Origin of the sequence: Rhodococcus sp. ACPA1, assembly GCF_002300195.1 — a bacterium.
In the GTDB taxonomy this organism is placed as follows: domain Bacteria; phylum Actinomycetota; class Actinomycetes; order Mycobacteriales; family Mycobacteriaceae; genus Rhodococcus_F; species Rhodococcus_F opacus.
This window is the reverse complement of record NZ_NSDX01000004.1, coordinates 474,194-486,709: the sequence shown is the minus strand read 5'-3', so window position 1 is coordinate 486,709 and position 12,516 is coordinate 474,194. Positions and strand designations below refer to the sequence as shown.

Annotated in this window: 10 protein-coding genes; 7 read left to right on the top strand and 3 right to left on the bottom strand. The window is 68.7% G+C overall.

Going from position 1 to position 12,516, the window contains the following annotated elements; all coding sequences use genetic code 11:
- Positions 1–5 precede the first annotated feature (5 nt).
- The 3 genes from CJ177_RS20155 to CJ177_RS20145 are packed head-to-tail and all read left to right on the top strand — an operon-like array spanning position 6 to position 4,172.
- Positions 6–1,235: an acyl-CoA dehydrogenase family protein gene (locus CJ177_RS20155; RefSeq protein ID WP_095868441.1), complete on the top strand. Its 1,230-nt coding sequence runs from the start codon at positions 6–8 to the stop codon at positions 1,233–1,235.
- Positions 1,232–2,806 (top strand): acyl-CoA synthetase, encoded by a 1,575-nt coding sequence (locus CJ177_RS20150; protein ID WP_095868440.1) that lies wholly within the window; start codon positions 1,232–1,234, stop codon positions 2,804–2,806. Before CJ177_RS20155 ends, CJ177_RS20150 begins: the two co-directional genes overlap by 4 nt.
- 13 nt (positions 2,807–2,819) lie before the next feature.
- A complete protein-coding gene (locus CJ177_RS20145) occupies positions 2,820–4,172 on the top strand; it encodes an MFS transporter (RefSeq protein ID WP_061041733.1) in 1,353 nt (450 codons plus the stop codon).
- A 53-nt stretch (positions 4,173–4,225) separates the two neighbouring features.
- Here the strand turns inward: CJ177_RS20145 and CJ177_RS20140 are convergent, their stop codons facing one another.
- Genes CJ177_RS20140 through CJ177_RS20130 form a run of 3 tightly spaced genes read right to left on the bottom strand, consistent with a single transcriptional unit; the run spans position 4,226 to position 7,537 of the window.
- The gene (locus tag CJ177_RS20140) at positions 4,226–5,710 is read right to left on the bottom strand and encodes an adenylate/guanylate cyclase domain-containing protein (RefSeq protein ID WP_095868439.1); all 1,485 of its coding nucleotides are present in this window, start codon (positions 5,708–5,710) and stop codon (positions 4,226–4,228) included.
- Positions 5,711–5,765: 55 nt separating this feature from the next.
- The gene (locus tag CJ177_RS20135) at positions 5,766–6,389 is read right to left on the bottom strand and encodes a response regulator transcription factor (RefSeq protein ID WP_095868438.1); all 624 of its coding nucleotides are present in this window, start codon (positions 6,387–6,389) and stop codon (positions 5,766–5,768) included.
- Positions 6,386–7,537 carry a sensor histidine kinase gene (locus CJ177_RS20130; protein WP_179443255.1) on the bottom strand — a complete coding sequence of 384 codons (1,152 nt, stop codon included), beginning with the start codon at positions 7,535–7,537 and terminating at the stop codon, positions 6,386–6,388. Before CJ177_RS20130 ends, CJ177_RS20135 begins: the two co-directional genes overlap by 4 nt.
- A 197-nt stretch (positions 7,538–7,734) precedes the next feature.
- Between CJ177_RS20130 and CJ177_RS20125 the strand changes: the two genes are divergently transcribed.
- The 4 genes from CJ177_RS20125 (at position 7,735) to CJ177_RS20110 (ending at position 12,499) form a co-directional block, all read left to right on the top strand.
- Entirely contained in the window at positions 7,735–8,775 is a 1,041-nt protein-coding gene (locus CJ177_RS20125) for an ABC transporter permease (protein WP_095868809.1), read from the top strand.
- Positions 8,772–9,482, top strand: a complete 711-nt coding sequence (locus tag CJ177_RS20120) for an ABC transporter ATP-binding protein (RefSeq protein WP_061700042.1) — start codon at positions 8,772–8,774, stop codon at positions 9,480–9,482. Before CJ177_RS20125 ends, CJ177_RS20120 begins: the two co-directional genes overlap by 4 nt.
- A gap of 129 nt (positions 9,483–9,611) precedes the next feature.
- Positions 9,612–10,994 carry an MFS transporter gene (locus CJ177_RS20115; RefSeq protein WP_005248931.1) on the top strand — a complete coding sequence of 461 codons (1,383 nt, stop codon included), beginning with the start codon at positions 9,612–9,614 and terminating at the stop codon, positions 10,992–10,994.
- Positions 10,991–12,499, top strand: coding sequence for an aldehyde dehydrogenase (locus CJ177_RS20110; protein WP_095868436.1), 1,509 nt, complete (start codon positions 10,991–10,993; stop codon positions 12,497–12,499). The genes CJ177_RS20115 and CJ177_RS20110 overlap by 4 nt, the downstream gene beginning before the upstream one ends.
- Positions 12,500–12,516 lie beyond the last annotated feature (17 nt).

The window sequence follows — 12,516 nt, the reverse complement described above, 5'->3', positions numbered from 1 at the left end:
CGGAAGTGGATTTCGACTACAGCCCGAAAGTGCTGGAACTGCAAGCGAAGCTGACGAAGTTCATGCAGGAGCGGGTGCTGCCTGCCGAGGCGATCGCCGAGGAGCAACTGGCCTCCAAGCCGGACCACTGGGGTGCGCCGCCGATCGTGGCCGACCTGAAGGCGGCCGCGAAGCGCGAGGGCCTGTGGAATCTCTTCCTGCCCGCGCGCGAGGGTGCGGGCCTGACGAACCTCGAATACGCGCCCCTGGCGGAACTCACCGGCTGGAGCCCGCTGATCGCGCCCGAGGCGTTCAACTGCAACCCCCCGGACACCGGCAACATGGAATTGCTGCACCTGTACGGCACCGACGAGCAGAAGCGGGAATGGCTCGAACCCCTGCTCGCGGGCGAGTTCCGGTCGTGCTTCTCGATGACCGAACCCGACGTCGCGAGCTCGGACGCCAACAACGTCCGGTTCGAGATCGCCGAGGACGGCGACGACTGGGTGCTGACCGGCCGCAAGTGGTGGTCCACCGCGGCCCTGCGCGACGACTGCCGGGTGGCGATGGTCATGGGCGTCACCGACCCAGGCGCCCCGGTCGGCAACCGGCACAGCATCGTCCTCGTTCCCATGGACACCCGCGGTCTGACCGTCGTCCGGTCCACCACGGTGCTCGGCTTCACCGACCGCCACGAGGGCGGGCACGGCGAGGTCGTCTTCGACAAGGTCCGCGTCCCCAAGGCGAACCTCCTCGGACCGCGCGGCAAGGGCTTCGCGGTCGCGCAGGCCCGCCTCGGTCCGGGGCGCATCCACCACTGCATGCGGTTGATCGGCATGGCCGAGCGGGCGATTGCGCTGATGACCGAACGCGCCCGCACCCGTGTGGCGTTCGGCAGGCCCCTCGCCGACGAGGGGGTCGTGCAGGCGACCGTCGCGGACGCGCGGATCCACCTCGACGCCGCCCGGCTGCTGGTGCTGCGGGCCGCCTGGCGGATGGACGTCGAGGGCACGAAGGCGGCCCGCCACGACATCGCCGCCGCCAAGGTGATGGTCCCGCTGACGGTCAAGCAGATCGTCGACGACGCGATGCAAGTCTTCGGCGGCGCCGGCCTGTCGCAGGACACGATCCTGCCGGTGCTGTACGCGCAGGCCCGGTTCCTGCAGATCGCCGACGGCCCCGACCAGGTGCACCGCCGCTCCCTCGCCCGCGCCGAGTTCGCCGCCACCCCGGTACTGAAAGAAGTCCGCGGGTGAACGACGACAGCACGCGCGCCCGGCAGCAGAGCATCGGCGACATTCCACGGCGTTCCGCGGCGCGTTACCCGGACAAGCTCGCAGTCGTGCACCGCGACGTCCGGCTCACGTTCGCCGAATTCGACACCCTGATTGCCAGGGTCGCGGCTGCGCTGCACTCCGAGGGGCTGACGCGGGGCGACCGGCTCGCACTGTTGTCGCACAACTGCTGGCAGTACCCCGTGCTGAACTTCGCGACCGCCCGGCTCGGTGTGGTCCTCGTGCCGGTCAACTTCATGCTGACCGGCGGGGAGATCGGATACATTCTCGACGACTGCGCAGCCGACGCGTTCGTCGTCGAGGACGCCCTGGTGCCCGTTGCCGAGAAGGCACTCGCGGAATCGAAGGGAAGCGTCCGGGTGCGGGCGACGATCCCGCTCGGCGATGCGGCCACACCGGACGGCTGGCGTTCTATGGCGGACTTTGCGGACGGCGACTTCGGTTCGCCGCCCGAGGTGTTCGTGGCGGACGACGACGTGGTCCGCATCATGTACACGTCGGGCACCGAATCACGCCCCAAGGGTGCGATGCTCACCAGCCGGTCGCTGATGTGGCAGTACATCAGCTGCATCGTCACCGGCGGCATGAGCAGCGACGACGTGGAGGTGCATGCGCTGCCGCTGTACCACTGCGCTCAGCTCGACAACTTCCTCAGCACCGACATCTATCTCGGCGCGACGAGCATCATCGTCGACGGACCCGACCCGCAGGTGCTGCTCCGCACCATCGAAGCCGAGCAGGTGACCAACCTGTTCTGCCCGCCGACGGTGTGGATCTCGCTGCTGCAGTCGCAGGAATTCGAGAGCACCGACCTGAGTTCGCTGCGCAAGGGCTACTACGGGGCATCGCCGCTGCCGGTGGAGGTCCTACGCGAAATGAACCGCCGGTTGCCGGGTATCAGGCTGTGGAACTTCTACGGGCAGACGGAAATGGCGTCACTCGCGACGGCCCTCGGGCCGGAGGATCAAGAGACGCACGGTGGTTCGGCGGGCAAACCCGCCCTCAACGTGGAGACACGCATCGTGGACGACCGGGACCTGCCGCTTCCGGCGGGCGAGGTCGGCGAGATCGTGCACCGCAGCCCGCACGCCACCGTCGGCTATCTCGGACAGCCGGAGAAGACCGCGGAAGCGTTCGCGGGCGGGTGGTTCCACTCCGGCGACCTCGGCTACCTCGACGAGGACGGATACCTGTGGGTGGTCGACCGCAAGAAGGACATGATCAAGACCGGCGGGGAGAACGTCGCGACCCGGGAGGTCGAGGAAACGCTCTACGAACTCGACGGTGTGGGTGAGGCCGCCGTGTTCGCGGTGCCGCACCCGCGGTGGATCGAGGCGGTCGCGGCAGTCGTGGTCCCCGCCGCCGGCGTCGAACTCGACGAGAAGGACGTCGTGGAGCACTGCCGCGGACGACTCGCCGGATACAAGGTGCCCAAGTACGTGATCGTCGCCGACTCCCTCCCGAAGAACCCGAGCGGCAAGATCCTCAAACGAGTTCTCCGAGACACATTCGGTTCCATTGCCCAAGACTGAGCAGGAGACCACCATGCCCACCGATTCCGACACCCGGCGCGCGGGCAAGCCCCGGGCCGCACGCGCCTCGTTCGCGGCCGCCATCTCGACCTCACTCGAGTGGTACGACTTCTTCATCTACGCGACCGCAGCCGCACTCGTCTTCAACACCACGTTCTTCGCGACCGACAGTCAGGTCGTCGCCGCCCTCAACTCGTTCGCGACGGTGGCGGTCGGCTTCATCGCCCGGCCCATCGGCGGCGTCCTCGCCGGCCACTTCGGCGACAAGGTGGGGCGCAAACCGGTACTCGTCGCGGCCATCGTGATGATGGCCGTCGCGACGTCGCTGATCGGCCTCGTCCCCAACACTCAGCTCGTCTGGCTGGCACCCACGATTCTCGTGACCCTGCGGATCTGCCAGGGCCTCGCGGTCGGAGCGCAATGGGGCGGTGCCGTCCTCCTCGCCACCGAGAACGCGCCCGCCGGACGCCGCGGGTTCTACGGCAGCTTCGCGCAGCTCGGCGTGCCCATCGGCGTCGTGCTCGGAAACGTCGTGTTCCTGGTCATCACAGCGGTATTCGACTCCGAGTCGTTCCTCGCGTGGGCGTGGCGCATCCCGTTCTGGATCAGCCTCGTGATGCTCCCGGTCGCCTTCGTCATCCACCGCTACCTGGAGGAGACACCCGAGTTCCGGGAACTGTCGAAGAAGCTCGCCGAGGCTCCGGTGGCGCGGAAGTCGCCGATCCTGCAGGTGCTGCGCAACAATCCCGGCACCGTGCTCACCGCGGCCGGCGCGAACGCCATCGGCGTCATCTTCTTCTACACGATGATCACGGGGTCCGTGCAGTTCGCCACCACGTACCTCGGGATCGAACGCTCGACCGTGCTCGGCTTCATCCTCGCCGCCTGCGTTCTGATGATTCCGCTCGTCCCGCTGGCCGGATACCTCTCCGACATCTACGGCCGGAAGCTGATCTTCGGAATCGGCACCGCCGGAATGCTGCTCTGGGGAATTCCCATGTGGCTCATGATCGGACAGTCGAGCCAGGGCACGCTGTGGCCGTTCGCGCTCGCCGTCTTCGGCGCCGTGATCGTCATGTCGTTCCAGACCGGAACGCAGGGAACGCTGTTCGCGGAACTGTTCCCGCCCGAGATCCGATTCTCCGGTGCCTCCCTCGGCTACCAGATCTCCGCCATCATCGGTGGCTTCTCGCCGATGGTCATGGTGCTGCTCATCAACGGCGACGCGTCCAACGCCTGGCGAGTCGGCGCCTTCCTCGCCGGCGCAGGAGCGATCGGGCTGCTCTGCCTCGTCGCGATCGTCCGGAAATACTCGTCGCCCGACGTCCAGCAGGCGACTGCTCGCCGGTCCACCGTGGCGGTGTGAGGTGAGGTGAGTGGCAAAGTGTGCTGGCGCACGCTTTGCCACTCACCTGGGGGTCAGCGGGACAGTCGGCGCTGCCTCGCGTTGGCGGCGCCCACGAGCGCGCGCAGTGCCTGCGGTGCCCGCTTCGCGGTGCGCAGGATGGCCTGGTCGATCATGCCCAGCTTCGGCGCGAGTCGCGGAACGGTCCGGGGCGCGTGGTCCGCGTCGGTGAGGGAGTAGAGGGGCCAGCGGTCGGGAACGCCCTTGAGGTCGTGTTCCCCGGCGTCGGCGAACCGCAGTCCCGAACCCACCACGAGATCGCGCACGGTACGTGACACCAGCACTTCGCCGGCGCGGGCCGTCGCTCCGATGCGTGCGCCGATGTGGACGGTCATCCCGCTGACGTCGGGACCGTTGCGCTCGACCTGCCCCGTGTGGACGCCGGCCCGCACCTCGAGCCCGAGTTCGGCGGACCCGTCGACGACCGCCTGCGCGCAACGGACCGCGGACGCGGGGCCGTCGAAGATGCTGAAGGTGCCGTCGCCGGCGACGTTGAGGAGCCGACCGCCTGCCTTCTCGACGTCGTCGCGGACCTGCCACTCGTGCGCGGCCCGGAGGTCGCGGTAGGCGGCGTCGCCGATCCGCGCAAGCACCTCGGTGGACCCGACGACGTCCGTGAACAGTACGGATGCCAGGTACCGGCCGGCGTCGGATGCCGGGTGCCCACCGGTGGCCAACTGCTCGACGTGGTCGATGATCGGCTTCCACGCCTCCCCGAGCGACGCGCCGGGCGGCGACGGCGGCAACAGGTGGAAGCTGCCGCCCGGGATGCGGTCGGCGACGTACTGCGAGGCGGCCACCGGCACCGGACTGCCGGGGACCAGCAGCGCCCGCGCCGGGCATTGAATGGACGGCAACGTGTCGGAGTAGTCGAGCCGAAAGATCCACTCGAGGTGGGCCTGTGCGACCGCAGGTGTCGCGGAACTGCGCTCGAGCATCGCCATCAGCCGACGGTTGAACGCCGAGTCCTCCTGGGGATCCCAGAGGGGTACCGTGCTGCCCGACCCCCAGTTCTGGGCGGCTTTTCGCCACTCGTCGACGAAGTCGTCGCGTTCGGCGTCGCTCCAGCCGGAGGGGACGTGGTCACCGCCCAGGAGGCGTTCCGCGAACGGCTGGATCAGGACGACGCCGGTGACCCGTTCCGGTGAGCGGGCGGCGACGAGTGCGACGGCACCGCTCCCGCTGGCCACCCCGACCAGCACGGCCTGCCGCATCCCGACCTCGTCCATGATCGCGACGATGTCGTCGGCCTGCTGCTCGAGTGTCGGCAGGTGGTCGACCGGGTCGGACAGCCCCAGCCCCCGCTGCTGGAAGTACACCGTGCGGGCGAAGGTGCTGCCCCGTTCCATCAGGTAGTGGATCTGTGGGTCCGTCCACATGAGGTCGAGGTGCATGTTGATCTCGAACAGCCACACCACGTCGCGTTCACCCGCGCCCACCACCTGGTATGCCAGCGCATGTCCGTCCCGCTGCACGTAGCGGACGGCCGGTGGGTCCATTTCCCCAGCGTAAACGCATGTGAGTGGCAAAGGGTGCGTCCGCACACATTGCCACTCACCTGGGGATGGTGCCCAGCTCGCGGGCCCGCGCGATTGCGGAGGTCCGGGACTTGACGCCGAGTTTGCCGAAAATGTGGACGAGATGGGACTTCACGGTGGTCTCGGAGAGAAAGAGTTCCTTACCGATCTCCCGATTGGACCGCCCGGCAGCCACCAACGTCAGCACCTGGATCTCCCGTGGGCTGAGGCTGGTGGCAGGTCGGCGTACGCGCGTCATCAGTTTCGACGCCACGGCCGGGGAGAGGACGCTGTCGCCGGCCGACGCCGCGCGGACGGCGGCGAGGAGTTCGGGCGGGGGAGTGTCCTTCAGGAGATACCCGGCGGCGCCGGCCGCGACCGCGTCGAGGATGTCGGCGTCCGTGTCGTAGTTGGTGACGACCAGCACGTGCGGTGGGTTCGGCAGGGACCGCAGGTTCCGGGTGGCGTCCACGCCCGAGGCGCCGGCGCCGAACCGGAGGTCCATGAGCACCAGGTCGACCGGAGTCGTCGCGCACAACGCCACGGCGGCGTCGGCGGTGGCAGCCTCGCCGACCACCTCGATGTCGTGCTCGTGCTCGAGGAGGGCGCGCAGGCCCGCGCGAACGATCGCGTGGTCGTCGGCGAGCAGCAGTCGGATCATGCGCGGACCCCGAGCGGGAACGACACCGCGACCGCGGTCAGTCCTGGTTCCGACTCCACCGACATCGACCCGTCGAGCAGCTCGACGCGTCGGCGAATCGAATTCAGCCCGAACGCTTTCGACGGTTCACGGTCGAGGAGTTCGACATCGAAGCCGACGCCGTCGTCGACGACGTCCAACCGGACTGCGTCCTCGTAGTAGGTGAGAGTGACCGCCATCCGGGATGCGTGTGCGTGCCGGACCACGTTGGACACCGAGCCCTGCGCAATCCGCACCAACGCCGCCTCGACGGGCATCGGCAATCGCACCGGCTCCCCCTCGACCACGGCGATGGTGTCGAACGTGTCGCTCCTCGCCTGCGTGCAGATCCGCGCGAGTGCGTCCACGAGTGACTGCCCGTCGAGGACGGCGGGTGTGAGATCGCCGATGAGCTGACGGGTTTCGGCGAGGCTGTCGGCGGCCGTCTCCCGCGCCAACCGGATGCGGTCCCGGGCGGGGTGGTCGGGGGCGGCGCGTTCGACGGCGTGGAGCAGCATCTGAATGCTCGACAGATCCTGCGCGACGGTGTCGTGGATCTCGCGTGCGAGCCGCTCACGTTCGGCCAGGGAGCCGGCGGCACGTTCCTGCTCGGCGAGTTCGGCTCGGGTTCGGGTCAATTCGTCGATGAGGCGATCGCGCTCGACAGCCTCCCGGTACAACGCCCGGTAGCCGAGGCCGATCGCCACCGCGACGCACGCACCGATCACCGGACCGACGACACCCGCGACGCTCCAGCCGCGGTGCATTCCCGTTCCCGCGACCGCCACGACGGTCGCGGCTGCGACCGCCAGGACTCCCCAGCGTCGCGGCAGCAGATGCAGGTACAGGAAGAACAGCCCGAACGCGAGATAGGCGGCGTCGGGGGCGAGGACCATCAGCGCCACCCACAGAGCCGTCAGCGCTGCGAGCCACCACGTCCCGCGCAGACGACGCGTCGCTCCCGCCGCGTACACCGCGAGAAACGCCACCGACAGCACCACGATCGCCGGTGCCTGTGGTGCGTCCGGAAGGACGGCGCGCAAGATCACGACTGCAGTGAGCGCCGCGATCAGCGCATGCAGTCCCAGTTGGAGTCCCGCGAACACGGGCGTGAGAGGGGAGCGGTGCACTCCGCCCAGCTTATCGACGCGAGCGCACCCGGCATCCATCGAAAGTCGGAACGCGCACCCGACCTTCGACCACCGAGAATTCCACCCCACGTGCGATGGAACCGTGTCGTGTCCGGGGCACGGTGAGTTCGGAGGCCGTGAGCGCCGCCCCGCCCCGCACCGACTGCGGCGCCGGTCGTGATCTGGAGAGGACCCCTGTGTTCGTCGCATCGAGAGACCTGCGTGCCGCGCGTGGTCGCTTCGCGCTGATATCCGTCGTCGTGGTGCTGATTGCGCTGCTCGTCACGTTTCTCAGCGGTCTCACGGCCGGACTGCGTCATCAGAACGTGTCCGTCGTGGAACGCATCGACGCGGAGTCGGTGGTCTTCGCCGCCTCCGACGACGGTCCGTCGTTCGACGAGTCCGTGCTGACGTCCGAGCAGGTGGCCGTCTGGCGGCGGAGCGCCGACTCGGTGCGGCCGATCGGCGTCGGACGAGGCTCGGCGTCGGCAGTAGGAGGTGCGGCGAAGGGGGTGGCACTGGTCGGCGCGGACGGCGGTGTGGGCGACCGTGCACCGTCCGCGCCGGGAACCGTGATCCTCGGGGCCGGCGCGGCACGAACCCTCGGGGTCGGCGCCGGCGACCGTCTCACCGTCGGCGATTCCACGTTCGCCGTGACCGCGGTCCGCGGCGACGACTGGTACGGCCACAGCCCGGCCGTGTGGATGACGCTCGCCGACTGGCAGCACGCGAACCCGCGCGGGGGTGCGGCGACGGTGCTCGCGGTGTCCGGCGGGGACGACGCCACGAACGCCGCCGCGGGGACGACCTCCCGAAGTGTGGCCGACTCCTTCTCCGCCATCGGCTCCTATACCTCCGAGAACGGGTCGCTGACGTTGATGACGGTGATGCTGTTCGCGATCTCCGCACTGGTGATCGGCGCGTTCTTCACGGTGTGGACCCTGCAGCGCACCCCCGATGTCGCGACGTTGAAGGCGCTCGGCGCGTCCACCGGGTCGCTCGTGCGGGACGCGCTCGGGCAGGCGCTCGTCGTCCTGCTCGCCGGCGTGGGTGTTGGTGTCGGGACGGCGGCGGTGGCCGGGTCGATGATCGGCGACGCCGTGCCGTTCGTGCTCGACATCTCCACCACCTTCCTGCCCGCCACCGCCCTCGTCGGGCTGGGCCTCCTCGGCGCCGCGTTCGCGCTCCGCTTCCTGTTCACCACCGACCCCCTCACCGCCCTCGGGAGCACACGATGACCACCCCCGCCCTCACCCTCGACGACGTCACCCTCACCTACCCCGACGGCGCGGGACGCGTCACCGCCCTCGACTCGGTGTCGCTGACCCTCGGCCGGGGTGAGATCGCCGCGATCACCGGTCCGTCCGGTTCCGGAAAGTCGACGCTCCTCGCGGTGGCGTCGACACTGATCCGGCCCGACTCGGGCTCCGTCCGGCTGGGCGCCACCGAACTCACCGCGCTGAGCCGGCGGGAGGCGTCCACGCTGCGCCGCGACCGGATCGGCATCGTGTTCCAGCAGTCCAATCTGGTGTCGTCGTTGACGGCCCTCGAACAACTGGAGGTGATGGCGCATCTCGGGCAGCGGATGTTCGTACCGCGGCGGGCAGGGCGCGCGAAGGCTCGCGACCTGCTCGACGCCGTCGGCCTCGCAGACCACGCCGGGAAGAGGCCCGCGCAGTTGTCGGGTGGGCAGCGGCAGCGGGTCAACCTGGCCCGGGCGCTGATGAACGATCCGTCGCTGCTGGTCGTCGACGAGCCGACCAGCGCGCTCGACCAGGAACGGGGCGCCGCGATCATGGATCTGCTCCTCGGTGTCGTGCGAGAGCGCGAGGTCGCGACGCTGCTGGTGACACACGACCACACGCATCTGTGCAGAATGGATGCAGTCCACCGCGTAGTCGACGGCTCTCTCACCCGTGAGCACTTGTTAACCGCGGAAGGTTAATAAGTACGCACAGGTGTGAATAACATGTTTCTTCCAAAGTCAAGGGTTGACGTTTCTCATGTGCGTGAGATTACATCTTAGTGGTAAGCCTTTGAGGGCTTAAGTAAATGCCTCGACCCGACCCTGAGGATGCTCATGACGACGGTATCGCCCGCCATGGCTGCCACAGCTGAGATGATCAGCGCCCGACTCGAACGCCTGCCGATGAGCAGGTGGCACATCAAGGCCCGCGTCATCGTCGGCGCCGTCACGTTCTTCGACGGCTTCGACCAGCTGATGATCGCGTACTCCCTCCCCGTCCTCATCCCCAAGTGGGGCCTGACCCCCGGCGACATCGCCTGGGTGATCGCCATCGGCGGCATCGGCATGCTCGTCGGCGCCCTCGCCGGCGGCTGGTTCGCCGACCGCGTCGGCCGGCTCAACGTCATCATTTTCTCGCTCGCGCTCTACGCCGTGATGAGCCTCGGCATGGCGTTCACCGACAGCCTGATGCTCTTCCTCGTCTTCCGATTCGTGCAGGGTATCGGCCTCGGCGCCGAGGTCCCGGTCGCGGCGAGCTACATCGGCGAGATCACCAAAGCCCACAAGCGCGGACGATTCGTGCTGCTCTACGAGGTGATCTTCCCGATCGGGCTCGTAATGTCGGCGATCGTGTCGGCGTGGGTGGTCCCGAACTACGGCTACAAGATCCTGTTCGCGCTCGGTGCGCTGCCCGTCGTGCTCCTGCCGCTGCTGTGGAAGCTGCCCGAGTCTCCGCGCTGGCTCGCGTCCCGCGGCCGCTACGAAGACGCGCACAATGCCATGACCCGCATCGAGAACGAGATCACCGAGAAGTACGGCAAGACGCTGCCGGCTCCGCAGCCGCTGCCCGCCGTCGCCGTCGACACCCGCCGCGGAACGTTCGCGGAGGCCTTCCGGGGCATCTACCTGCGTCGCACACTCATGCTCGCGGCCATCTGGGGCTGCGCCTACTTCGTCAACTACGGCATCGCGTCGTGGCTGCCGACGCTGTACCGATCCGCATTCGACGTCAGCGTCGACACCGCCCTGCACTACAGCATCGTCACCAGCGTCGCCGGCCTGATCGGCTGCATCCTCGTCGCGTTCCTCATCGACAACCTCGGTCGCCGCATCTGCATCACCGCGTCGATGGTCCTGTGCTCGTCGCTGCTGTTCCTGCTCGCCGCCTCCGGCGCCGACACCGCGACGAAGGTCCTGTTCTGGTCGGCCGGATCCGCCCTGTTCGTCTTCGCGGTCAACATGGCGCTCTACGTTTACACCGCGGAGCTGTACCCGACCCGGATGCGGGCCATCGGCTGCGCGATCGGCGGAGCGAGCGGACGCCTCGGCATCATCGTCGGCCCCCTCGCCGTCGGCGCCATCCTCGACGGGGGCGGCACGCTCACCGTCGTCTTCGGAATGTTTGCCGCGGTCGCAATGATCGGTGCCCTCGTGGTCGGCTTCTTCGCCGTCGAAACCCGCGAAAAGACCCTCGAGGAGATCTCCCAGTGACCATCCTCGACACCGCACCACAGACACTGCCGTTCGTCCCGGTCGCCGACCGGATCCTCGTCGCCGGACAGTGGCGGCAGGCGGACGGACCCGCCTTCGCGGTCACGGACCCGTCGAACGGCGAGACCCTGCAGGTGATCCACCAGGCCACCGCCGACGACGCCGACGAGGCGGTCCGCAAGGGCCGCGCCGCCGCCGCCGACCCGGCGTGGCGCGCGCTGCTCCCACACCAGCGGGCGAAGTACCTGCACCGCATCGCCGACGCCATCGAGGCGAACACGTCCCGGCTCGCGCTGCTGCAGAGCTACAACACCGGCAAGACGGTCGCCGAGACCACGGCACTCGTCGGCAGCGCGGCGGGCACGTTCCGCTACTTCGCCGCCGTCCTCGAAACCGCGGACGACGACCTCACCACCCCGCGCGGCAACTTCCTCACGATGAGCGTTCTCGAGCCCATCGGCGTGGTCGGCGCCATCGCACCGTGGAACTCGCCGGTGGCCAGCGACGCGCAGAAGATCGCCCCCGCCCTGGCGGCAGGCAACGCCGTCGTCCTCAAGCCCGCCGAGTGGACGCCGCTGGTGTCGCTGGAACTGGCGCGGCTCATCGACCAGACCGGATTGCCGAAGGGTCTGCTGTCGGTGCTGCCGGGCAAGGGCTCGGTGGTCGGCGACGCCATCGTCACCCACCCCGACGTCGGGAAGGTGACGTTCACCGGCGGCACCAACACCGGACGGTCCATCGCCCACGCGGCGGCCGACAAGCTGATGCCCGTGTCGCTCGAACTCGGTGGCAAGTCGCCGACGATCGTGCTGGACGACGCCGACCTCGACGCCGCCGTGAACGGCGTCATGTACGGGATCTTCTCGTCCACCGGGCAGAGCTGCATCGCCGGATCCCGGCTGTTCGTCGACCGCCGCATCTACGACGAATTCCTCGAGAAGCTGGTGGCCAAGACGCAGCGACTGCGACTCGGGCCCGGCCGCGACCCCGACACCCAGGTCGGGCCGATGGTCCACCGCAAGCACCGCGACAGCGTCGCCGCATACGTCGACCTCGCTCGCGAAGAGGGCGGACGAGTGCTGTGTGGCGGGGCGATCCCCGACGACGAACGGCTCCGCGACGGCGCGTACTACCTGCCGACGATCATCGACGGGCTCCCCAACAATTCGCGCACCTGCCAGGAGGAGATCTTCGGACCCGTCCTCGTGGTCCTGCCGTTCGACGGCGAAGCGGATCTCATTGCACAGGCCAATGATTCGGTATTCGGGCTGGCGTCGGGAATCTGGACGGGCGACTACCGCCGCGCCTGGAAACTCGCCCGCCGACTCCAGGCCGGCACCGTGTGGATCAACACCTACAAGCAGTTCAGCATCTCGACGCCGTTCGGTGGCGTCAAGGAGAGCGGGCTCGGGGTGGAGAAGGGGCGCAGCGGTATCGCCGCCTACTCGCGGCAGAAGAGCATCTACTGGGGCCTCGACGAGGAACCCAACCCCTGGGCTGACTGAGCGACCCGCTCGTGGGC